The 23,686-nt window shown below is 43.6% G+C and carries 17 protein-coding genes and 1 pseudogene; 13 read left to right on the top strand and 5 right to left on the bottom strand.

Going from position 1 to position 23,686, the window contains the following annotated elements; genetic code table 11:
* Positions 1-194: 194 nt before the first annotated feature.
* Entirely contained in the window at positions 195-2,123 is a 1,929-nt protein-coding gene (locus Q0081_RS04270; protein ID WP_298349742.1) for a histidinol-phosphatase, read from the top strand.
* Between the two features lie 193 nt (positions 2,124-2,316).
* Positions 2,317-3,060, top strand: coding sequence for a glycosyltransferase family 2 protein (locus tag Q0081_RS04265; RefSeq protein WP_298349740.1), 744 nt, complete (start codon positions 2,317-2,319; stop codon positions 3,058-3,060).
* Between the two features lie 66 nt (positions 3,061-3,126).
* On the opposite strand, the gene Q0081_RS04260 is transcribed toward Q0081_RS04265, so the two are convergent.
* Positions 3,127-3,768, bottom strand: coding sequence for a thioredoxin family protein (locus Q0081_RS04260; RefSeq protein ID WP_298349737.1), 642 nt, complete (start codon positions 3,766-3,768; stop codon positions 3,127-3,129).
* 44 nt (positions 3,769-3,812) lie between these two features.
* Positions 3,813-4,298: a TlpA disulfide reductase family protein gene (locus Q0081_RS04255; RefSeq protein WP_298349735.1), complete on the bottom strand. Its 486-nt coding sequence runs from the start codon at positions 4,296-4,298 to the stop codon at positions 3,813-3,815.
* Between the two features lie 80 nt (positions 4,299-4,378).
* Here Q0081_RS04255 and accC point away from each other — a divergent pair, with 80 nt between their 5' ends.
* Positions 4,379-5,884: an acetyl-CoA carboxylase biotin carboxylase subunit gene (gene accC, locus Q0081_RS04250; RefSeq protein ID WP_298349732.1), complete on the top strand. Its 1,506-nt coding sequence runs from the start codon at positions 4,379-4,381 to the stop codon at positions 5,882-5,884.
* A gap of 75 nt (positions 5,885-5,959) precedes the next feature.
* Here accC and Q0081_RS04245 read toward each other — a convergent pair whose 3' ends face one another.
* Positions 5,960-6,373 carry a DoxX family protein gene (locus Q0081_RS04245; RefSeq protein ID WP_298349730.1) on the bottom strand — a complete coding sequence of 138 codons (414 nt, stop codon included), beginning with the start codon at positions 6,371-6,373 and terminating at the stop codon, positions 5,960-5,962.
* Positions 6,374-6,517: 144 nt separating this feature from the next.
* Here Q0081_RS04245 and Q0081_RS04240 point away from each other — a divergent pair, with 144 nt between their 5' ends.
* From Q0081_RS04240 to Q0081_RS04225, 4 genes are all read left to right on the top strand, one after another.
* Complete coding sequence (locus tag Q0081_RS04240) at positions 6,518-6,964, top strand: hypothetical protein (RefSeq protein ID WP_298349727.1); 447 nt, start codon at positions 6,518-6,520, stop codon at positions 6,962-6,964.
* Positions 6,965-7,034: 70 nt separating this feature from the next.
* Positions 7,035-8,255, top strand: coding sequence for a TolC family protein (locus tag Q0081_RS04235; protein ID WP_298349724.1), 1,221 nt, complete (start codon positions 7,035-7,037; stop codon positions 8,253-8,255).
* Positions 8,252-9,988: an efflux RND transporter periplasmic adaptor subunit gene (locus Q0081_RS04230; protein WP_298349722.1), complete on the top strand. Its 1,737-nt coding sequence runs from the start codon at positions 8,252-8,254 to the stop codon at positions 9,986-9,988. Before Q0081_RS04235 ends, Q0081_RS04230 begins: the two co-directional genes overlap by 4 nt.
* 2 nt (positions 9,989-9,990) lie before the next feature.
* On the top strand, positions 9,991-13,131 hold the full coding sequence (locus Q0081_RS04225; RefSeq protein ID WP_298349719.1) for an efflux RND transporter permease subunit: 3,141 nt from the start codon (positions 9,991-9,993) through the stop codon (positions 13,129-13,131).
* On the opposite strand, the gene Q0081_RS04220 is transcribed toward Q0081_RS04225, so the two are convergent.
* Both Q0081_RS04220 and Q0081_RS04215 read right to left on the bottom strand, forming a co-directional pair.
* Positions 13,128-13,523 carry a helix-turn-helix domain-containing protein gene (locus Q0081_RS04220; protein WP_298349717.1) on the bottom strand — a complete coding sequence of 132 codons (396 nt, stop codon included), beginning with the start codon at positions 13,521-13,523 and terminating at the stop codon, positions 13,128-13,130. The genes Q0081_RS04225 and Q0081_RS04220 overlap by 4 nt on opposite strands.
* Positions 13,524-13,548: 25 nt before the next feature.
* Positions 13,549-13,743 (bottom strand): annotated as a pseudogene (locus Q0081_RS04215) (type II toxin-antitoxin system HigB family toxin); the annotation flags it as partial.
* 140 nt (positions 13,744-13,883) lie between these two features.
* Here Q0081_RS04215 and Q0081_RS04210 point away from each other — a divergent pair.
* From Q0081_RS04210 to Q0081_RS04185, 6 genes are all read left to right on the top strand, one after another.
* Positions 13,884-16,346, top strand: coding sequence for an outer membrane beta-barrel family protein (locus Q0081_RS04210; protein ID WP_298349714.1), 2,463 nt, complete (start codon positions 13,884-13,886; stop codon positions 16,344-16,346).
* Positions 16,347-16,506: 160 nt separating this feature from the next.
* Complete coding sequence (locus tag Q0081_RS04205) at positions 16,507-16,884, top strand: hypothetical protein (protein WP_298349712.1); 378 nt, start codon at positions 16,507-16,509, stop codon at positions 16,882-16,884.
* 129 nt (positions 16,885-17,013) lie between these two features.
* Positions 17,014-19,308, top strand: a complete 2,295-nt coding sequence (locus tag Q0081_RS04200) for a TonB-dependent receptor (protein WP_298349709.1) — start codon at positions 17,014-17,016, stop codon at positions 19,306-19,308.
* Entirely contained in the window at positions 19,305-19,778 is a 474-nt protein-coding gene (locus Q0081_RS04195; RefSeq protein WP_298349705.1) for a thioredoxin family protein, read from the top strand. Before Q0081_RS04200 ends, Q0081_RS04195 begins: the two co-directional genes overlap by 4 nt.
* A 156-nt stretch (positions 19,779-19,934) precedes the next feature.
* Positions 19,935-23,120, top strand: a complete 3,186-nt coding sequence (locus Q0081_RS04190) for a glycosyl hydrolase (protein WP_298349701.1) — start codon at positions 19,935-19,937, stop codon at positions 23,118-23,120.
* Between the two features lie 209 nt (positions 23,121-23,329).
* Positions 23,330-23,686: hypothetical protein (locus Q0081_RS04185; protein WP_298349699.1), on the top strand; the 357-nt coding region annotated here is incomplete at its 3' end.

The following is a 23,686-nucleotide window of genomic DNA, read 5'->3' as shown; positions in this document are numbered from 1 at the left end:
TTCACAAAGGCATCAAAGTCCCTGTCTTTTGCCAGAAAATGGATTGACGATTTTTGGAATCCCATTTTTTGGAATTCTACAATTATTTGTTCCAATTAGTTATGTCCCTATCTATATCTGCTTTATATTCGTCATTCGTAAATCTAAATTCGTCATTCCGCTTTATCACCCTGCTCTATTCCCATTTTGATATTATGAGACTGATTTATCTATTTGTCTTCGTTTTGTTTTGTAACACGGTCTTTGCCCAAAACTGGTACAAAGGCAATCTGCATACGCACTCGCTTTGGAGCGATGGCGACGATTATCCCGAAATGATCATGGATTGGTACAAAGCCAATGGATACAATTTTGTGGGCTTGTCGGATCATAATACCTTTCAGGAAGGAGAAAAATGGGTGAATGTGCCCCGCGTACCTGAGAGGCGCCGCACTTTTGAGCGTTATCTGCGTACGTTTGGCCCCGATTGGGTGAAGTACAAAGCAGGTCCGAATGACTCCTTGAAGGTTCGTCTCAAAAATTTGCCGGAATACCGCAGTTACTTTGATGAAGCAGGTAAGTTCCTGATTATTAAAAGTGAAGAAGTTTCGACGAGCTACGATAGCAAGCCGATTCATATCAACATGACCAACGTGCAAAACCTCATTCGTCCTCAACGCGGCAACAGCGTGGCAGAGGTAATGCAAAACAACATTGATTTGGTGGTAGCCCAACGTCGCCAAACGGGGCAACCCATGTTTCCCCACATCAATCACCCCAATTTTTACTATGCAGTTACGGCCCAAGACCTGATGCAACTGAAATTTGAACGCTTTTTCGAGGTTTTCAACGGTCACCCGCTGGTGAATAATTACGGCGATGAAAAACGGGAAGGAACCGAAGCTATGTGGGATAAAATCAACGCGCATTTCCTGCAACAGGGCCGCCCGCTTATGTATGGTTTGGCTACTGATGATAGCCACAATTATCAGTTTTTTGGCTTGGAATACAGCAACACAGGCCGTGGCTGGGTCATGGTCAATGCGCCTAATTTAACACCCCGCGCCTTGATTGAATCTCTGGAAGCGGGACAATTTTACGCCACTTCAGGGGTAGAATTGGAAAATCTTACCCAAACGCCGGAGAGTTTTTCTTTTCGAGTCAAAGCCGAGGTGGGAGTGAATTATACGATTCAACTGATTGGTCTTAAGAAAGGAAAAGAGAAAGCCGAAATTTTTCGTGAAATAAAAGGAACGGTGGCAAGCTACACCTTGGGGGAAGAGGATTTGATGGTACGTGCCAAAATCATCTCAACCAAGCCCAAATACAATCCATTTAGTGCGGGAGATGTAGAAACGGCTTGGGTTCAGCCCATTGCGAAACTACAGGTGCCTCCGATAAAGCCTAACGTAACTCCCCTTCCCAACGCCCACGCACATAATGATTATGAACAGTCGCGTCCGTTGTGGGATGCGTTAGACCAAGGGTTTACGAGCGTGGAAGCTGATGTTTATTTAATCAACGATACGCTTTTTGTCTCGCACGAACGCCCGTCGTTCAATAATTCGGCACATACGTTGGAAAATCTGTACTTAAAGCCGTTGGCCGAGCGTATTCGTCAAAATAATAATCAAGTATATGCCGGCTATAAAGGTCCCTTTTATTTGATGATTGATTTTAAAACCGAAGCCGAAAGTACTTATAAAGCGTTGGAAAAGCTGCTTCAAAACTACAGTTCAATCCTTACTTCTTATAAAGGCAATAGCCCGAAAGCAGGTGCCGTGACCTTATTTATTTCAGGAAATCGCCCGATTGAAACGTTAAAAAAATCGAAAGAGCGATTAGCTTCATTCGACGGACGGCCTGCCGATTTGGGTAAAAAACTAAGTGCGCAACTGATGCCCGTGGTGAGTGACAATTACGCCAATCACCTTACATGGCGCGGGAAAGATGAAATGTCAGCGGAGCAATTTCAAAAATTAAGCGAATTGGTAAAAAAAGTACACGCCGAAGGCAAAAAACTCCGTTTGTGGGCGTGTCCTGAAGACCCTGCTGTTTGGAAAAAACTTCGCGAAGCGGGTGCAGATTTCCTAAGTACTGATCAATTGGAGTTGGTAAAGGAGTTCTTGCTGGCGAAGCCTTGAAATCAACGGGTCTGATTTGTACTTTCAAATAAGGTATATTTTATTTTGTAAGCCAGAAATTTTGATTTAACTCTCTTTCTTTTCGGGGTAGAAGTTTAGGCCAAGGTTGGAATTCCTGTCTGACCCGGCTAACTTTGTACGCTCAATAGCTCATGGTTTACCTGAACTGTGAGTTATAAACCGCTAATTTTGAATGTATAAAGGCAAAAAAGTAATAGTGGTCATGCCCGCTTACAAAGCGTCGTTGACTTTGGAAAAAACCTACCGTGAGATTCCGTTTGACTTGGTGGATGAAATTATTTTAGTAGATGATGCAAGTCCCGATAATACCGTAGAAGTGGCCGAACGACTTGGCATAGAACACGTAATTCGACACGATAAAAACAAGGGATACGGAGGTAACCAAAAGACGTGTTATACCAAGGCTCTTGAACTCGGCGGGGATATTGTCATTATGCTTCACCCTGATTATCAATATACTCCTTTGCTGCTTACCGCCATGATATCCATGATTGGTAACGGTCTTTACCAAGTCGTATTTGGTTCCAGAATTTTAGGGAAAGGCGCTTTGAAGGGCGGAATGCCCATGTACAAATACATTGCCAACCGTTTTTTGACATTGGCACAAAACATCCTGATGAATCAAAAACTGTCAGAATACCACACCGGTTATCGGGCATTTTCGGGTGAGGTGTTGCGAAATGTGCCTTTTCAAAAATGTGACGATGATTTTGTGTTTGACAATGAGATGATTGCCCAAATATTCTGGAAAGGCTACGAAATAGCCGAAGTAACCTGCCCAACCAAATATTTTGAAGAAGCTTCTTCCATTAATTTTCAACGCAGTATGAAGTATGGCTTGGGCGTCTTGCGAGTTTCTATGCGTTATTGCCTTGCTAAACTGGGAATTTTTAAATGGGAGCTATTGGGCAAATAAAAAAGGCCAGACGAATGCTGACCCTTTCGTTTACCGCCGACTGTAAACTATAGACTACCAAATATCCTAAGCGTCTTTCCAGCCTATGGCGCAACCCACGGCTTTAGTTTGAGTCACTACGACGGGTTTCCCCGTCAGAATATTGTTGACCGCATCTTCCACATACCGTTTGGTCACGCTGCCCGGGTCTTGGTAATTATCATCAATGGTGCCAATGTACTGTACTGTAAATTTGCCTCCGTCGTTGCGTAAGATAAATACGTGCGGAGTGCGGGTAGCGCCGAAAGCCTTCGCAACGGCTTGTGTTGCGTCCTGTAAATAAGGGAAAGAATAGCCTTTTTCGCTGGCACGTTTTTTCATGTTATCGAAAGAATCTTCCTCATAATCAGCCCCGTCGTTGGAATTAATGGCCACAACGGGAAAGTTTTGAGAAGCGTATTTCTTGTCTAACCCCATAATCCGCTCCTCATACGCCTTGGCAAAGGGGCAGTGATTGCAGGTAAATACCACAATTACACCCTTCTTATCTTTGTAATTGGATAAGCTGACAGTGGTTCCGTTTACATTTTGGAGTTTAAAATCTGCTACGGTAGCTCCTATGGGGTAGCCTGCGGGCGAGGCCTGTGCTTTCTTTTGTTGAAAAAACAAAGTAGTCGCCGTACCTAATGCCAATACAGCCACTAATGACAGCCAAAACTTATTTTTCATGGTCGTTGATATGTTTGACATTTTGACGAAATTTATAAAAAAAGTCACAGAAAATCAGTGAGTTCCTTCACCAAACGACTGTACTCTAATTTTTGTTCAAAAAAGACTTTTTTGTTTTTATAATTGTTAACAATCAACGTGGCCGGTATGGCTCCGGACCATTCGGAACTTACTTTGTCAATCCAACTATTAGCGTCTGGTTCATTCAACAACCAGACTCTGCTCCTTATTTTTCGTTGGTTGATAAAAGGAATCACCCGTGTTTTTAATTCCTTCGCAAAATCCATGCTAATTAAAAGAACTCGCACATTTTGACCCTTATAATTTTGCTGAATTTGTTCAAAAGACGGTAATTCTGCAATACAGGGCTTACACCAAGTGGCCCAAAAGTTAACAATGTAGGTTGTGTCTGATTTTTGGGTTAAAATTTTCTGGACATCGGGCCATTTCACCATCGTTACCTGCTGCCCCCAAACGCCGTTTTGCCCAATGAAGAATCCCAAAGCTAAAACCCAACTGATTTTTTTCATTCTGCCTATACTGTTTTACCAATATAAATTTAATACAATAAACGATAAGTTGTAACTTTCGGTGCCTTTATGTTAAAAATATGCCTTCTATCAAAAAACTTCTCGTTGCCAATCGAGGTGAAATTGCGCTCCGCGTCATGCGAACTGCCCGTGAAATGGGTATTAAAACTGTAGCTGTTTATAGTGAAGCCGATCGTCAGGCCTTACATGTACGCTATGCGGACGAATCGGTCTGTATCGGACCGGCGGCTTCTTCGGAATCGTATCTTCGAGGGGATAAAATCATTGAAGTTTGTAAAAGACTCGGTGTTGACGCTATTCATCCGGGCTATGGTTTCCTGTCCGAAAATGCCAAATTTTCACAAATGGTCAAAGACGCGGGCTTGATTTTTATTGGCCCGTCGGCAGAAAGCATTAATGTGATGGGCGATAAACTGTCGGCAAAACGAACGGTTGCGAAATATAATATCCCGATGGTGCCTGGTACTCCGGACGCCGTTACCGACAGAGCAGAAGCTAAAGTAATTGCGAGTCAAATCGGCTATCCTGTTTTGATAAAAGCAAGCGCCGGCGGTGGTGGAAAAGGAATGCGGATTGTTGAAAATGAAGAAGAGTTTGATGAGCAAATGGAACGTGCCGTAAGCGAAGCCATTTCATCTTTTGGAGACGGAGCTGTGTTTGTTGAAAAATACATAGCCTCTCCGCGCCACGTGGAGATTCAGGTGTTGGGCGACCAATACGGCAATATCATCCATTTGTTTGAGCGCGAATGTTCGGTGCAGCGTCGCCACCAAAAGGTAGTGGAAGAGGCGCCTTCCTCCTGTCTTACCCCCGAAATTCGGGAAGCCATGGGCAAATGTGCCGTGGATGTAGCACGGTCGTGCGGGTATTATGGCGCAGGTACGGTAGAGTTTATTGTGGATGACAAACTGAACTTTTATTTTCTGGAAATGAATACGCGCCTTCAGGTAGAACACCCTGTTTCAGAGATGATTACGGGAGTAGACTTGGTGCGTCAAATGATTTATATTGCCGAAGGAAAAGAGCTGCAAATCAATCAGGAAGACCTGAAAATACATGGACATGCCATGGAAGTTCGGGTATATGCCGAAGATCCGACCAATAATTTCCTGCCCGATGTAGGCACGTTACAAACCTACGTTCGTCCGCAAGGAAATGGTGTTCGGGTAGACGATGGTTTTGAACAGGGAATGGCAATTCCGATTTATTATGACCCCATGATTGCAAAGCTTATCACTTACGCCGCAACGCGTCAAGAATCTATTGACAAAATGGTTCGGGCGATTGATGAATATGACATTACCGGGGTGCAGACCACGTTAGGCTTTTGTCGGTTTGTGATGCTGCATGAGGCATTTACATCGGGAAATTTTGATACACATTTTGTAAAACACTACTATACGCCCGAGGTTCTTAAAAAGGAAGTGGATGAAGATGAAGCCAAAATTGCGGCCGCTTTGGTGGGATATTTAATGGAACAAGCCAAGAAACCCACCAATAGGAACACCACTGAAGCAGTACCTGTGAAAAGTAATTGGAAGGCCAATCGGGCCAATTGGAGATAGAAGAAAAGAGGTTAAAGTGTAAAGGGCAAAGTGTGATTCTAAATTACCAATGCCGGATTACACTTTAACCTTAGCCTAAAAAGCATACAGTGCCAAACCTGCCACTGTCATTAAAAAATAAGGCACTAACACAGCCGCACCGGCGTAATCCTGTGCTAATCGTTGTCCAAAAAATAAACTGACCAACGAAACTCCTCCCAGACACATTCCTAAAGCGGCAGTGGTAGGACCTAAATCACTTCCTGCCAGGAGTAAAACCAACCCTGCCAAAGAGATTAATCCGGCGGATGTTTCCAACAACGTAATCACTGGCATTAATAAACCTACCGTAGAAGCCAAGGGCGATTTCTTGAAATGGTCTTTAAAATAATCCAAATTGCCTTGGTAATGAAAGACTTTATCCAAGCCGGATTGCGTAAACAAGACACCGCTGAAGGCTGCGAAAAGAAGTTTAACGATTAGTAGAATAGGAAAACCGAGCAATGTCATGTTTGAATAGTAGTTAGTTTTGTACTGCTAATTAACCATTTTTTCAGGATTATCGCTTTTGTGGGGACTTATTTTGTGATTTTTATATGTTGAAACTGTGTTGCACCCTCTTTTACTTTACTTTTGTTGAAAATAAGTAATTCGGTGAAGCAATTCCTCAAACAGTTCATGGCATTTGGTATGGCATTACTCGTCTTTTGGGCGGGCAATGGCTACGGCGTGCTGGAACATTCGTGCGAGGAACACGGCAAGCATCATCACCTTCTTTCCACTTGGGTTCATACATCGTGCGAACACGAACATCACCACGATTCCGAATCGGAGGAACACGAGCACGTTGATTCTGGTTTTGAGACTTCTCATTCCGAAGATCTGGTCAATTTTGTTTATTTGGAAGCCGAAACGCTTTTAAAAACGTCGGTTGCTTTTTTTGCATTTACGCCTGTTTTTCAAGCTAATTTATTGCCTGCGTTTGTTTTTCAAACCAGTCTACTTTCTTCAGAAATTCATTCTTCGGTTTCTCACATTCCCCTTTTTCGACGAACATTCGGGCGTTCGCTTTTGGCTTTCGTACAGTCTTTCCTGATCTAGAATGGGCAGAAATCCGCTGACATAATCAGTGTTTAGTTTCTTTATTTCTCCCAATTAATTCTCATTCTTAATGAAAATATACTGGCAAAGAACCGTCCTTATGGTCGGGTTGGGCTGGGCGTTCGGAACATTGGCGTTGGCTCAGAATGTACTGACCGCTGATGAAGCCGTTGCCGTTGCTCTCAAAAACAGCCCTGCCGTGAAGGCATCGGGTTTGGTCGTGCGGCAAAACGAACAATTGGTACGCTCGGCCCGCACTATCCCCAATCCTGATGTAACGCTGGATAGCCCGTCAGGAACTTTTTACACACTTGGGGTTCAGCAAAGCTTCCGATTTCCAACGGTTTATACCCAACAGGCCAAATTGCAGCAACAGCAAATTGTGTTGGCTCAAAAAGAAAAAGTTGTCACTGAAAATGACTTGAACTACCGAATTCGGACGGTATACCTAAATGCTCAATATGCAGATACTTATCTGAAACAGTTGCAAGGTCAAGACAGTGTGTATGCTCAGATTGCCATTGCTGCTAAGCGAAATTTTGAGGCAGGTACCATTGATAAACTCGCGCTCATTTTTGCCGAAACCCAAGCCGCTGATGTACGAAATCAAGTCGCTGTTGCCTCGCAGGAGTTGACTATAGCTAAGCAGCAATTGCTGTTGTTTATGAACAATAGACAAGAGACAAATGAGCAATTTGCACTTTTGCCCCTTGCCGTGCGCCGGTCCGACCGTTTGTCTTTTGCGAATTTATCGCTTGCCGATTCAGAGATTTCTAAAAATCCGCTGGTTGAAGCTGCTAAACAAATGGAAGTTATCAATCAGAAAACCCTTGAGGTAGAAAAAGCCAGTGCCTTGCCCGGCTTTATGGTAGGCTACTATAATCAAAGTACCCGAGAAACCAATTTGACGTACCGCTGGCGAGTGGGTGTGAGTATTCCGTTATGGGCAGGACAGTACAAAAGTCGCATTGCTGCCGCCCAAACGGGTCAGGAAGTCGCCCGCCAACGCACGGAAGCGCAGACACAAGTGCTTTCGGTAGATTTACAAGCGGCACAGGGAGAGGTGGTTAAATTTCAAAATTCTCTCAATTTCTACGAGACTATTGCTTTGCAACAAGCCAATGATATTATCAATACCGCACGGCGTTTTTTTGAAAGCGGTCAAACGGACTACATCAATTTTCTGCGTACCACCAACGATGCGTATCAAATCAGGTTGCGTTACGTGGAAACCCTGCGCAGCTATAATCAATCAGTTCTGACTATCAATTATTTAAAAGGAATATTATGAAAAAAGCCACTATAAAAAAGCTACTCTTATTGCCCCTTTGGGGGTTAGGGGGCTTTTTTTTCTCGCTGGCAACTTATGCTCAGCATACTCATGCAGATGGTTCTACTCATGAAGACCACGAAGCCGAACCGGCTGCTGAGGAAATCAAAATAAAGAAATCAGAAGCGGTTTCGGAGCGCTATGAACTGGTTTTGAAATACGAACATCTTCATGCCGGCGAAGATGGGAAATTAATACTTTACGTGGCAGACCCCGTTACAAACCGAGCTATCAGCGGGGCAAAAATTACGCTCAGTACCTCGTTTGACAGCAAAGCTGCTTTTGTTATAAAACCCAAAGAGGCAGGGGTTTATGATATAACATCCAAATTTACAAAAGAACGTACATTTTCACTCACGGCCAAAATAGAGGGAGTCAACGGCCCTGACATTCTTATGTTGAAAGGTGTTTTGGTAGGGCATGATGAATCGGAACACGTTCATGAAGAAACGGAAGCGGGTGGTATTACGCTTTACGGTTGGCAGTTTTGGGGATTGTTGTTTGTTGGGATAGTGTTGGGCGTTTTACTGACATTTTTTGTGATGCGCTCTCGTCATCGCAAGGTGTTGGTCGTGTTTATGATTGTTTTTAGCCAATTGCCCACTTCTAATTGGCGATTGGTCAATGCTCAACACGAAGGACACAACCATGGTGACGAAGGCGGTAAATCGAAAGCCAATCTTTCCAATGAGTTTGAAGTGCCCAAAGAAACGCAGTTTTTGTTCGAAATCCTGACGCAACCCATCAATGAAGGAGCGTTTGACGAAACAACTCAACTGCACGGTACGATTGTACCCAGTTCGGCGGGACAGGCCGTAGTTCAAACCCCTCAAACGGGGCGTTTGGTCAGTTTGAGTACCCGGGTAGGCCAACGCGTAAGCAAAGGTCAAACTTTGGCCCTATTGGAAGAAACCCTAAATGCTACTGAGCAGGTATCCCTGCAAGCCGAGCGCAACAGCCTCGAAGCGGAAGTGACCGCCGCCCGAAAAGAGTACGAACGCATAAAAAAAATCGAAGATATTGTGGCTAAACGCGACCTTGCCGAAGCCGAAGCTCGTTTGCAAAAAGCCGAAGAAAATTTCAAAGTGTTTAACGGCATTGCCAAAGGCGGTAAAGGAAATTCCCGAATAGTTGCACTTACCGCCCCTATTTCTGGCGTGATTGCCCCATTTAGCGTTGCTATCGGCTCAACCGTCGGTGTGGGAGAAACGATTTTTACCATTACTAATTTATCCACCGTTTACGTAGAAGCACAAGCGTTTGGCAATGATGCTGAACGGCTCAAAGCTGGCTCAAAATTGGACGTCATCGGCACAGCAGATGGTGCTCAAAAACGTAGTGATCGTATTCGTCTGCTTTCTTCAGCACAGGCGGTCAATGCCAACCAATCACAGAAGCTTTTGTTTGAGTTGAGCAATGCGGACGGGGCATTTAAAATCGGCGAGTTTGTTACAGTTCGATTGCAAATGGGTCACTCAAGTCGCACTTTGTCATTACCAAATGCTACAATCAGTCAAGTAAACGGTAAACCAGTAGTTTTTGTAAAAGAAAGCCCTGAAACATTTCGAGTGGCTTATGTGGCTACCGGTACCAATAACGGTGATCGTACTACCATTATCAAAGGCTTAGAAGCTGGCGAAAAGGTCGTAATTAATTCGGCCTATCAGTTAAAAATGATGTATTTAAACCAATAGCAATGCTCGATAAACTCATTAAATTTTCGCTTCACAATCGCCTTTTGGTGGTGGCGGCGGCAGCATTGGTATTGGTTTACGGGGTTTACACGGCTCTGCGTTTACCTATTGATGTATTGCCTGACCTGAACCGCCCGCGAGTTACGATTTTTCTTGAATCAAACGGACTGGCACCGGAAGAGATTGAAACACAGGTAGTTTTACCTGTCGAGACGGCTCTGAACGGTGCTCCCGGTGTAGAAGTCGTTCGCAGTAGTTCGGCCATTGGGTTGGGAATGGTTTTTGTTGAATTTGACTGGAATATTGAGATATACAAAGCCCGTCAGTTGGTGGCTGAAAAGCTGCAAACCGTTAGTTTGCCCAATGGAATTACGCCCATTATGGGGCCGATTTCGTCCGTTATGGGGCAAATTATGTACGTGGGCGTAGTAGCAGATACGACCAATCCTGCCGAATTGCGTACGCTTGCCGATTTTACCATTCGCCGCCGGTTACTCAGTATCAAAGGAGTGGCTCAGGTGATTCCGATTGGGGGAGAACGGCGTCAATTCCAAGTACTGATTTCGAGCGATAAACTCAAACAATTTGCCTTGTCCGTAGACGATGTGGACAGAGCTCTTGGACAAACTACCCAAAACACGACGGGGAATTTTTACAATGATTACGGTACAGAAGTGCTGATTCGAAACGTGGGTCGAGCCGAAACCTTGGATGATTTGGCTCGTACCGTCGTTTCCAACCGCAATGGTGTTCCGGTCTTGCTTTCACAAGTAGCGGATGTGCAATTTGGTGCAGCACCCAAACGAGGTGATGCGGGCATCAATGGCAAACCCGCCGTGATTTTGGCCATTGAGAAACAGCCTGGTACCAATACGGTGGCGTTGACCGATGAAATCGAAAAAGCCTGCGCCAATCTGCAAACCTCCTTGCCGAAAGATATTAAGCTGAATCCCAAGATTTTTCAACAAAAGTCGTTCATTACCAACTCGCTGGACAATGTCATTGAGGCCCTGCGCGATGGTTTTATTTTAGTGGTAATTGTCCTGTTTTTGTTTTTGATGAATTTGAGGACAACCCTCATCACCCTGACGGCGATTCCGCTTTCGCTGGTGATTACGGCCATTATTTTTCAATTTTTTGATATTTCAATCAATACCCTGACACTCGGTGGATTGGCCATAGCCATTGGCGAATTGGTGGACGATGCCATTGTGGATGTAGAAAATGTGTATCGACGATTGCGGGAAAATCGTTTATTGCTTCAGCCCAAACCGACATTGCAGGTAGTCTATTCGGCAAGTTCGGAAGTGCGAAATTCGATTGTGTATGCCACTGTTATCGTCGTTTTGGTATTCTTGCCGCTATTTTATATGCAGGGCATTGAAGGGCGAATTTTTGCTCCGTTGGGCATTGCCTATATTACTTCTATTCTGGCTTCTTTGGTCGTTTCGCTCACGCTTACCCCTGTGTTGTGCAGTTACTTGGCCCCCCCCGCCCCCGATGGGGGAGCTAACAAAAAAGCCCCCATCGGGGGTTTGGGGGCTGCTGATACCCCACTGGTTAAATGGCTCAAAAACAAAGACGCACGACTTTTAAATGGGTCTTTGAATCATCCGAAAACAATCATTACAGTTGCCGGTGTCCTGATTGTAGTTTCGATAGGAACCATCCCGTTTTTTGGAACCGAGTTTTTGCCGGCTTTCAACGAAGGCTCATTTACCGTCAATCTGATTGCGCCGCCGGGAACCTCACTCGAAGAATCCAACAAATTGGGTACACTTGCCGAGAAGCTGATGTTGCAGGTGCCCGAAGTGGAATATGCCAGTCGTCGTACGGGACGGGCAGAATTGGATGAGCACGTCGAACCCGTTAGTCGTTCTGAAATTGAAGTGGAGATTCGGGCAGGAGCAGAGCGCGGACGTACCGAGATTATTGCCGATTTGCGCAAAAAATTAGCGGTAATGAAAGGCGTTTCGGTCAGTATCGGTCAACCTATTTCGCACCGTATCGAGCACCTGCTTTCGGGAGTACAGGCCCAAATTGCCCTTAAACTTTACGGTGATGATTTGAGCGAATTACGCAGCACTGCCGGAAATATTCAGGGCGTAATGCAAAACGTAACGGGTATAACCGATTTACAAATAGAAAGACAAACCATGATTCCGCAATTGTTGATTCAGATTCGGCGAGATGCCCTGCAACGGTTTGGATTACAGGCCGGTAAAATCGCGGAAGATCTCGAAATTTTTTACAACGGTAAGGTAACGGGTAAAATCTATGATGGACAAAAATCGTTTGATATTTTGCTCAGAACCACTGACCGAGAGCGCAGCAACCTGCAATCCATTCGTAACACCCAAATCAGTACGCCCGATGGGCAATTGATTCCGTTGTACCAAATTGCCGATATAGAGCTGACGAGTACTGTTAACCAAATCATGCACGAAAATACCCAACGTCGCATGGTCATTTCCGCGAACGTACAGGATCGGGATTTGGGAAGTACAGTGGCAGAAATCAAGGAAAAAATCGGCAAAATGCAATTGCCCACCGGCTATTTTGTGGTCTACTCCGGACTCATCGAAAGTCAGGAATCAGCCACTTCTTTGATTGGTTTTCTCGCACTTTTCTCATTGGTAGGTATCTTTTTGGTATTGTACAGTCACTTCAAGTCCGCACGCCTGACGTTGCAAATCATGTTGAATGTTCCATTGGCGCTTATCGGCAGCGTGGTAGCAGTATTCCTCACAGGCGGTACATTTTCGGTTGCTACGTTGGTAGGGTTTATCACCTTGGCGGGGATTGCAAGCCGCAACAGCATCATGATGATTTCGCACTATATTCATTTGGTGGAACACGAAGGCGAAGTGTTTGGTAAACCCATGATTATCAGGGGCTCGCTCGAACGGCTTGTACCTGTATTGATGACGGCTTTAGTAGCGGCATTGGCTTTGATTCCGCTTACTCTTGACCCACAAGCTGCCGGAAAAGAAATTTTTTATCCAGTAGCAACGGTAATTTTGGGTGGGTTGATTTCCAGTACGTTACTGGACATTATTGTTACGCCTGTGGTATTTTATACCTTTGGCGAAAAAGCTTTGCAGACGTACTTTGAGACGAAGAAGAAACGGGCAGAATTTTAAGCGTGTTCCAAAATAAAAGCAGGATCAATGGCTAATTTTTGATGCAGGCGTTTTGCTAAATCCATGTTGACTTTGCGCTTGCCCGTCATCACTTCGGAGAGTCGGGTAGGCGTAATGTCAAGCATAGCTGCTAAATCTTTTTGTTTCAATTTTAACTGAAACATTTTTAGACTCAGCATTTCAGAAAGCGTTTGAGGTTTAGGGACTTGCAAAGGCATGATCGGAATAGCATCTTCGTAGGCTTCCGCTTGTAAAGATAGAACCCTAAGTCGCTCTATTTCCGCAGATGGTAAGCTTGCAAAGCCGCCATTGTGAGTGGCTTTTTGTAAAAAAACCTCAATTTCAGCCATGACTTGCTTGTACTCAGAATCAGTTTTCAGTATCGTTGTCATTGTTCAAATGGTGGTTGCGTCAATTTTACGGTTCGCCGTTGCGATTATATTCAGCATGAGTACCTATAAAACGAATAAAAACAGTACAGATGTCTAAAAAAATCATAGTGACAAGTCGGTAGCGATTGCCTTTGATGTTAAAAACGTATCGCTCATTACCCACGTAGTCAACTGAATTAAAAGTCTGTTTTATGTCACCAAAATTCGACCAATTAGCGGCTCTGACAGAATCAAACTAATCGTTTAAAGCATCGTTTGCATCAGCGTGTTTTAGTCCAAACTCACGAATGATTGTTTTAGAAATTACGACCATTAGAATTTTCGTTTAAGAAAACAAAAATACAGAAAACAAAATTAAATATGCAAAATCAAAATAGCAGAGCGGCCGGCACTGCCCTACTTAGAAGCTGCTTTCGTCTTCTATTCCTAACTGTTTTCTTTCTTCTATTGGAGAATAATACGCTGTTTGCCCAAAGCAAAGGAGTGACACTTTCGGGAAAAATTCAGGATGCTCAAACAAAAGCAGTGTTGCCGTATGTCAATATTGTACTAAAAACAGAAGCAGACAGCGCTTTTGTAGCGGGAACGATTACCAATGAAGAAGGACTGTTTTCGTTAGCTTCAGTGAAAAAGGGAAAGTATCAGTTGATTGCATCCTTTGTAGGATATAAAATGGCCAAGCAAACGGTATTGGTTGGGCAATTGAGTGATTTTTTGGATTTAGGCAGCCTTTATTTGACCGAAGACCGCCAAATTCTTGAAGAAGTAAAAATACTGGGACAGCAGCAGGGTATTTCAAGCCAAATGGATAAAAAAACGTTCTTGGCAGCAGATAATCTTAGTCAAAGTGGTGGTTCGGTATTACAATTGATGAACAACTTGCCGGGCGTAACTACTTCGCAGGAAGGTAAATTGCAATTGCGGGGTAGTGATAAAGTGGTGGTGTTGATAGACGGAAAGCAAACGGCTTTGACGGGCTTTGGAAGCCAAACCGGTCTGGATAATTTACCGGCATCAGCCATTGAAAAGATTGAAATCATCAATAATCCTTCAGCCAAATACGATGCCAATGGCAATGCGGGTATCATCAATATTATTTTCAAGAAAAATGAGCAATACGGCTGGAACGGGAAAGTAGGATTGGCGGCAGGGTTGGGGGCTTTGTGGATAAAGCGGGAAAATCTGCCCAGTATTCGTCCTCAGTTTCAAAATACGCCCAAAATAAATCCCTCTTTTTCCATCAATCACCGAAAACACAAATCCAATATTTTCTTACAGGGAGATTGGCTTTATACGCAAACGTTGAACAAAAATGAGTTTTCGACCCGGACGTATGATACGGGGGAATACATCATTCAGCAAATCAAACGAAACCGGACGACCACCTACGCGACTGTAAAAACCGGCATAGATTATACATTCAATTCGAGCAATACCCTCTCGGTTTCCGGGTTATTCAATCGGGAAAAAATTCTGGACAATGGCGATAATCCTTATTTCAACCGCGACTTTTCCAATCGGTATCGGTTGTGGCAATTTTTGGAAGACGAAGTAAAATATACCGCCATGGCTACGGCGGTTTTTGTGCATAAGTTTAAACAACCGGGCCGTTTACTGAATGTTAATTACAATTATACTTTTCACCGGGAAGACGAAAAATACTTTTTTACCAATACCCTGCCCGCTTCTATAGGAATGGACTCATTCAAATTGCTGTCGGACGAGCAGGTTTCTGATTTTAACATTGATTACATCAGACCTCTCAAACATGGACGATTGGAATCGGGCGTAAAACTGAGAAGACGCAGTATTCCCGTAAATATGCAGTTTTTTCCAGGCGCAAACTCGCCTTTAGATGTCAGCGCGGGCGGTTGGGCCAATTATTACGAAACCATTCCCGCTTTGTACGGGAACTACGTTTTTGAAAACGATAAAGTGGAGTTGGAAGGCGGACTCCGAGTAGAATACGTAAAAGTGGATTATCAGGTAAATCCAAACCATAATACCTACAAAAGCGACGGTTACAATTACACTCAGCCGTTCCCCAATCTTCGGTTGGCGTATAAACTCAATGACAAAAATAAAATTTCCCTCTTTTTCAACAGAAGAGTAGACCGACCCAACGAGGTCGATATTCGAATTTTCCCCAAATATGATGAGCCTGAGTTGATCAAAGTGGGAAATCCTACCCTCAAACCGCAATTTACAAGTTCGATGGAATTGGGCTATAAAAACAATTGGCTGAAAGGAAATTTATATGCAGCTCTTTATCATCGAATTACCGACGGCACCATCACTCGTATTGCTACCCAAGTGCCGGGAAGCGTGTTGCTCTATAGTATATTTCAGAACGCCGGACGAAGCTATAACTCCGGCATAGAATTGGTCTGGCAACAGGAGCTTGCTAAATGGATTTCGATTAATGCCGGTGTCAATGTGTATCAAAATACGATTAATGCGTTTTCGGTTACGAACAAATACCCCGTTCCGACCAATTATAAGGCTGATAAACAACAGTTGGTATCGGGTAATGTGAAGCTGAACAGTTTGGCTCATTTGCCCAAAGGCTTTGATTTGCAGCTTACCGCTATCTATTTAGCGCCCGATATTATTCCACAAGGACGGATTGAAAAGCGTTTTTCTGTGGATATGGGTTTGAAGAAAAATGTCCAAAAAGGCAAAGGCGATGTGTTTATAAACGCCACCGATTTGTTTAATACCATGCAGATAAACAAAAGAATTACGGGCAACGGATTTACATTGCAAAGTACCGACTATTACGAAACGCAGGTGATACGAGTGGGATACAATCGCAAGTTTTAATCCATAAAATAAAGCAAATAGTTAGTCTTCTTAACCTAATAAAATGGGGAGATTGAAGCTATTTTTGACTTAAAAATCATTTTTCGGAACATTTTTAGGTTGAAACCAGTATTAGAGTTAGATTTGCTATCAGAACAACCCTTATTCACACAATCTCAGCTTGTTAACTATTCCTAAAATACGACAAACCATCGCTCAAGGCTTCCTGGTAATTTTTACCTTGATGCTTCTCAATGGCATTGTATTTAGGCACGCACACAAGCTTTCGAGTGGTAAAATCATTACCCACGCTCACCCTTACAAGTCTTCCAATTCCAATTCTCCTTTTCAACCCAACGACCATACCAACAATGAACTTTTTCTGTTGGATATGTTCATCAATGTTCCTTTCGTAGGGTTGACGCTGACCGTCGCTTTGGCAGCGGTAATAAAAAGTGTTGAAATCATTCGTATTCCTCGTCTCTCATTTTACCTTTTAACGGCCTATCATAAGCCATTTTTTGGCGATTTCTCTCACCGAGGCCCTCCTTCTCTTTAGTACTGTATTACTTCTAATCTGTTCGGATTATCGAATATCCATTTCCCGTGTTTGACTCAAACCCGCATACGCGTGCGGTATATGTTTTTCATAATCATTCTTGCATCGTTATTAAAGTACTGAAAATCAATGAGAAAAATGTACGTATTGCTGGCATTTTTGCTGGCTCAAATTTCCGTTTTAGCCCAGACCGGAAGTATTAGAGGAACTGTTACCGTCAAGGGAAAGCCCTTGGAATTTGGTACCGCTGCTTTAAAGGGTACCCAATACGGCACCACGACCGATGAAAAGGGTATTTTTGAAATAAAAAATGTGAAGTACGGTACTTATCAGTTAGTTATTTCGGCGATTGGTTATCGCAACATCACTAAATCCGTCACTATTTCGGAAGCTAAATTCTTTCAGGAACTGACGCTCCAAACGGAAGAACTGGAAAATTCACTTGCGGAGGTGGTAGTAACGGGAACCATGAAAGAAGTTTCCAAGCTGGACAGCCCCGTTCCGGTTGAGATTTACACTCCTGTATTTTTTAAAAGAAATCCGGTTCCCAATCTCTTTGAATCGCTCCAAAATATCAACGGTATTCGTCCTCAGTTGAACTGTAACGTATGTAATACGGGCGACATTCACATCAATGGATTGGAAGGCCCTTATACCATGATTATGATTGACGGTATGCCAATTGTATCAGGGCTTTCGACGGTGTATGGTTTGAGCGGTATCCCGAGTGCACTTATTGAACGCGTTGAGATTGTAAAAGGCCCTGCTTCAACCCTTTATGGCTCGGAGGCTGTAGGTGGTTTGATCAATGTAATTACCAAAAAGCCTTCTTCAGCCCCGTTGGTTTCGGCTGATGTGATGGCAACTTCTTGGGCAGAATTTAATACGGATTTAGGGATTAAGTACAAATTGGGCGAAAAAGCACAGGCTTTATTTGGCTTGAACTACTTTAATTTTCAGCGTCCTACCGACAAAAACGGCGATGGCTTTACCGATATTACGCTTCAAAACCGGATTTCACTTTTCAATAAATTCAGCTTTGAGCGCAAAGACAATCGCCTGTTTACCATCGGCGGACGGTATGTTCAGGAAAATCGTTGGGGAGGACAAACCCAATGGACCCCCAAATACCGGGGAAGTAATGAGATTTATGCCGAAAGTATTTATACCAAACGGTGGGAAGTAATAGGTGCCTATCAGTTGCCAATTAAAGAAAAAATTACGTTCCAATTCTCAGCAAACGGACATAATCAGGATTCTTACTACGGAAATATACCTTATAATGCGCAACAGTACATTGGTTTTGGACAATTTACGTGGGATAAAAAAGCCGGTGAACGTCATGATTTGCTCATAGGAACAGCATTACGCTATACTTTCTACGACGACAATACCCCGGCTACCGCAGTAGATACGAAAAATGCTCCTTCAAAAATCATTCTTCCCGGGATATTTGCCCAGGATGAAATAAAATTGAATGTCAATAATAAGTTGCTTCTGGGGCTTCGCTACGATTACAATTCGATTCATGGAAATATCCTGACACCGCGTTTAAATTATAAATGGACTTCTACCGATAAGAAAAATGTGATGCGTTTGAGCTTCGGAAATGGCTACCGAGTAGCAAACGTTTTCACCGAAGACCACGCCGCCTTGACCGGTGCCAGAAAAGTAGTGTTTACGGAAGAACTCAAACCCGAACGCTCATGGAATGGTAACTTGAACTACGTTCGTAAGTTCTTTTTGTCCAATGGAAGTTTTGTTAGCCTGGATGGAACTGCTTTTTATACATTCTTCAACAATCGCATTATCCCTGATTATCTGACTGACCCCAACAAAATCATTTACAGTAACCTAAACGGGAATGCGGTTTCGCGGGGGATTTCTTTGAACGTAGATTTTTCTTTGACCAATGGCCTGAAACTCATGGCAGGGGCTACCGCTATGAATGTCTTCCAACGTGAAGACGACGGCAGTGGTAAATTGGTGAAAATGACACAATTGTTAACTGAAAAATTTACGGGCGTTTGGTCGGTTTCGTACGCATTTCAGCGAATTGGCTTATCGATTGATTATACGGGAAATCTCTACGGCCCGATGAAGTTGCCTGTTTTGGGACCGTTAGACCCTCGCCCAACGTATTCGCCGTGGTGGAGTTTGCAAAATATTCAGTTGACTAAGAAATTCAACAGTGGTTTGGAAATTTACGGAGGAGTGAAGAACCTGCTCAACTTTACACCAACGAAAGATGCTATTGCCCGTGCTTTCGACCCGTTTGATAAGCAGGTAACTTTTGACGCTGCGGGCCAAGTGGTAGCCACCCCCAATAATCCATACGCCTTGACTTTTGACCCATCTTATGTCTACGCGCCTAACCAAGGCATCCGGATGTTTGCGGGAGTGAGATACAATTTATTCAAATGAAAAAAATTATTGTCATAGTAATGTTCAGTTGGTTTGGGCTTCATTCCCTTGAGGTAGAAGCCCAAACCATCCAATGGACTTCCTTTGACAATTTGACCGATAGCCTACGCAAAGAACGACGACCTTTATTGGTTTTTATTCATACTGATTGGTGCAAATACTGCAAAATGATGGAAGTGAAAACGTTCACCGATCCGCTCATTGTCAATACATTAAACAGGAGTTTTTATTGCCTTGACCTGAATGCAGAGGAGGCTCTCTCGCTTACTTTCCTCAATAAGAAGTATAAATTTAAACCTTCAGGAGTGAATACAGGAATTCAGGAATTGGCGGAAATTTTGGGAACTGAAAATGGAAAACTGAGTTATCCCACCACCGTATTTTTTGACCAAAATCTTCAAGTCCAAAATCGAGTTGTAGGTGCCTTGGAAGCAAAACAATTGCTGAAACTTTTACCAGTGAATGAATAAGTTTAACCACTGCTTTGTGATGAGTTGTTAGGTTCGTTTTCACCAAAACGGCATTGATGGCGCTTTGTTACTCTTTAGAAAACTGAGGAGGAATTAGGTTTTAAAATAACTATTCTTTACCTATCTTCGTCAAACTCTAAACCTAACTTCGTCAAAATGAAATCCTGTTTTTCCAATTTTCTTTTTAGTGTCTTACTTTCCCTCTTATTCTTTGCTTCTTCGGGTTCAGCTCAAAACCTTTCGCCCGACGTTTTCAAAAATCTCAAATATCGTTTTATTGGCCCAGATGGAAATCGAGCTATTGCCATTACCGGCGAAGTTGGAAACCCAAACGTGGTTTATATCGGAGCAGCATCGGGTGGAATTTTCAAAACCGAAGATGCCGGTATTAATTGGAATCCTATCTTCGATAATCAGGAAGTCTCATCCATAGGAGCATTGGCTGTTTCATCATCTGACCCTAAGCAGGTATGGGCCGGAACGGGCGAAACATTTGTGATGCGTCCGGCACATTCGGTAGGTATTGGTATTTTTAAATCCAACGATGCCGGTAAAACTTGGAAAAATATGGGTCTGGAAAAAACAGGACGCATTGGCCGCGTCGTTGTTCATCCCTCCAATCCTGACATCGTATATGTCTGCGCTTTAGGACACGTGTATGGTCCACAACAGGAACGAGGTGTCTATCGAACTAAAGATGGGGGTAAAAATTGGGAAAAAGTACTGTTCATTAACGAAAATACGGGTGCCATTGATCTGAGTATGGATGCCGCCAATCCTGATATCTTATACGCAGGAATGTGGCAAATCAATATAAATACCTGGGGGCTTCGCAGTGGTGGGACAAGCGGCGGTGTGTATCGTTCTAAAGACGGAGGAACTACCTGGGAACCGCTGAATGAAAAAATATTCCGTAAAAAAGACCGGCCTGTCGGGAAAGTAGCGGTCGCTGTTTCACCCAAAAACCCGAAAGTGGTGTATGCATTGTTTGAATTGGAAAGCCCTGCGTTATATCGGTCTAATGACGGAGGCGACACGTGGGCACTACAATCCAATGACCACAGCATGGCCGAGCGAGCCCCTTATTATACGCGTATTACCTTGGCTCCCGACAATGAAAACGAACTTCATACAATTTGTGTTAAACACGGAACCTCAAAAGACGGCGGTAAAACGTGGTCGTGGAGTTACCAAAGCGGAGGCGACAACCATGATTTTTGGATTGACCCGTTGAACCCAAGTCGAATGATGATGGCGCATGATGGTTGTGCCAGTATTTCGCTGAATCACGGTAAAAGCTATCAGCGAGTTGTACTCCCTATTGCGCAGATGTATCACGTTGCCGTTGACAATCAGATCCCTTATAATGTCTATGGCAATCGTCAGGATGGCTATTCGTACTGTGGACCGAGCAACAGTCGCACCCGAGGAATTCCTTTGAGTGCTTGGCAGGTTGTGGGCGGTTGTGAAAGCGGTTTTGCCAAACCGGATCCTTTTGACGAAAATATCGTTATTTCGGGTTGCTATGACGGGGGCTTGGAAATGTATGACAAGCGTACACAACACAGTCGTGATGTACGAGTATGGCCCGAAGCCGCTTATGGTTGGAAACCTGCCGATTTAAAACTGCGCTGGCACTGGAATTTTCCCATCAGTTGGAGTTCGCACACTCCGCATCGCGTTTATGTGGGAAGCCAATTCATTCATAAATCCGACGATTTTGGACAAAGTTGGCAAACCATTAGCCCCGATTTAACAACGAATGATAAAACCCATCAGGAATCATCCGGTGGAATTGCCATTGATAATCTGATGACGTTTGACGGGTGTACCTTGTTTGCGATTGAAGAATCTCCCATTCAGAAAGATTTGATTTGGGCGGGAACCAATGACGGACAAGTACAACTTACTCGCGACGGCGGTAAAACCTGGGAAAATGTGACTGCGAATCTCAACGTGCCAAAATGGGGGACGATTGCCAATATTGAACCCTCTCGCTACAATGCGTCGGTCGCGTACATCAGTGTGGATTTGCACCAAATGGGAAACTTTGAGCCTTTCATTCTTAAAACAGAGGATTTTGGAAAAACATGGAAAAAAATCAGCGACGGTATTCCCAAATCCATGCTGAGTTTTGTTCACGTGGTAAAAGAAGACCCGAAACAAAAAGGAATGCTGTATGCCGGGACGGATAATAATCTTTATTGTACAGTTGATGATGGACTCACTTGGTTTTCACTCCGTGTAAACATGCCTCCCGCTCCCGTGTATTGGCTTGAAATTCAGAAAGGTTTTGATGATTTGGTGGTGGCTACATACGGACGCGGTTTTTATATTTTGGACGATTTGTCGGCGCTTCGATTTTCTAAGAATCTGGCTTCCGCAAAGCCCGCTGAATTGTTGCCGATTCGTACCGGTTATCGTTTTCAGGAAACGGAAGGCACGCACACAGAACGTACCCTCAGTGATGGGCAAAATTCTCCTTATGGGGTACCGATTAATTTTTTACTGAAAGATACCTTAAACAAAGCGGCCAAAATAACCATTTTGAAAGACGGAAAAGTGATTCGGGAAATCAATGCTTCCAACAAAACCGGGGTCAATCGTTTGTGGTGGGATCTGCGTTACGAAGCACCTTCTGCCGCAATTTTGCGCACACTTCCACCCAATAAGCCGTGGGTGCAATTTGATAAAGACAGTACGCGGAGGCTCATTACCTGGGACATAGATTTAATCAATGGTTTGTTCGGACCTCGTGCGGCTCCCGGAAAATACACTGCTCAAATGGAGGTAAACGGAGAAAAACAAACACAGACGTTTGAGGTTTTGAAAGATCCTACTACCAAAAGTACTCAGGCAGATATCGAAGAGCAGGTGACTTTCTCCCTTCAACTTCGTGATGCAATGAATCAGTCGGTGACGATGATAAATGAATTGGAAGTGATGCGTAAAAGAGCAAAGGAAATGCAAAATCCTCTTTTGAAAACTGATGAAGCTTTGTCAAAAGCAGAAAAAAGCCGTCAAACGGAGTTTTCAACATTTGAGCAGGCTGCCACTCAGCTCTCGGCTCAACTCTACGATATACACCTGACGGGCGCCCGCGAAGATGCGTTCCGAAACCCAATGCAAATCTACGAGCGCCTTCAGGCGTTGGCCAGCGACGCGGGGGCAAACAGCGCCGATTTTAAACCTACCAATCAGCAACGCGCCGTTTTTTCGGTATTGAACGAACGCCTTCAAAAGGTTCAGAATGAATACAATACGCGTATTATTTCTGCTTGGTACAAACTCAATCCAAGTCTTCAAAAGAAAAAAACAGGAAGCTTAGGCGGAGCGAAATGAGTTAAAAACGCGGATTGAAGCAAAGAATCATTATTTGATAACTTTTAGGCAGATTTTGTAAAGCCGACTTGGAAACAGGTCGGCTTTTTGCGGATTACCCCATCCAAATACGGGAAATTTCCCGTGCCGATACCGTATTTTTCCCGTTGTGAGTGTGAAGGATTTGGGGGAAATTTGTCGTGATGTTTAACCCTTTAACTAATACTAAAATGGCTATTTTAAAATACTTCATAACGGCAAGCAAAAACATCCAGTTCACAAGATTGGCAATAGAGGGATTACCAAGACAGTTTGGCGAAATCCCTTGTAATCCTACTTTTATTCAACAAAAATTAGATGAATTAGACCTTTCAGGTAGTTCAAGAAATGAAAGAAATTCATTTAGGAGAATTTTAGAAAACATTGACGAGAGGAAATGCTATCAAGGGCAAACAGACATCATATTCGCCGGTAATTCTTTCAACGTTCGCTTAGATGGACATCTCACAATTGTACAGTTTTGGAATTGGGCTATTTTTTTTGAAATGGACGATGTTACTTTTTCGCCTAATCCTAAGCTGCATACT

It is taken from the genome of Runella sp. (genome assembly GCF_027484545.1).
In the GTDB taxonomy this organism is placed as follows: Bacteria; Bacteroidota; Bacteroidia; order Cytophagales; family Spirosomataceae; genus Runella.
The sequence above is the reverse complement of the archived record's forward strand: the minus strand, read 5'-3'. Positions and strand labels throughout refer to the sequence as shown.

Bases quoted from the DNA above. Each gene is read 5' to 3' on its own strand.
- Q0081_RS04270 (WP_298349742.1), top strand. From the start codon at position 195: ATGAGACTGATTTATCTATTTGTCTTCGTTTTGTTTTGTAACACGGTC.
- Q0081_RS04265 (WP_298349740.1), top strand. From the start codon at position 2,317: ATGTATAAAGGCAAAAAAGTAATAGTGGTCATGCCCGCTTACAAAGCG.
- Q0081_RS04260 (WP_298349737.1), bottom strand. From the start codon at position 3,768: ATGAAAAATAAGTTTTGGCTGTCATTAGTGGCTGTATTGGCATTAGGT.
- Q0081_RS04255 (WP_298349735.1), bottom strand. From the start codon at position 4,298: ATGAAAAAAATCAGTTGGGTTTTAGCTTTGGGATTCTTCATTGGGCAA.
- accC (WP_298349732.1), top strand. From the start codon at position 4,379: ATGCCTTCTATCAAAAAACTTCTCGTTGCCAATCGAGGTGAAATTGCG.
- Q0081_RS04245 (WP_298349730.1), bottom strand. From the start codon at position 6,373: ATGACATTGCTCGGTTTTCCTATTCTACTAATCGTTAAACTTCTTTTC.
- Q0081_RS04235 (WP_298349724.1), top strand. From the start codon at position 7,035: ATGAAAATATACTGGCAAAGAACCGTCCTTATGGTCGGGTTGGGCTGG.
- Q0081_RS04230 (WP_298349722.1), top strand. From the start codon at position 8,252: ATGAAAAAAGCCACTATAAAAAAGCTACTCTTATTGCCCCTTTGGGGG.
- Q0081_RS04225 (WP_298349719.1), top strand. From the start codon at position 9,991: ATGCTCGATAAACTCATTAAATTTTCGCTTCACAATCGCCTTTTGGTG.
- Q0081_RS04220 (WP_298349717.1), bottom strand. From the start codon at position 13,523: ATGACAACGATACTGAAAACTGATTCTGAGTACAAGCAAGTCATGGCT.
- Q0081_RS04210 (WP_298349714.1), top strand. From the start codon at position 13,884: ATGCAAAATCAAAATAGCAGAGCGGCCGGCACTGCCCTACTTAGAAGC.
- Q0081_RS04200 (WP_298349709.1), top strand. From the start codon at position 17,014: ATGAGAAAAATGTACGTATTGCTGGCATTTTTGCTGGCTCAAATTTCC.
- Q0081_RS04195 (WP_298349705.1), top strand. From the start codon at position 19,305: ATGAAAAAAATTATTGTCATAGTAATGTTCAGTTGGTTTGGGCTTCAT.
- Q0081_RS04190 (WP_298349701.1), top strand. From the start codon at position 19,935: ATGAAATCCTGTTTTTCCAATTTTCTTTTTAGTGTCTTACTTTCCCTC.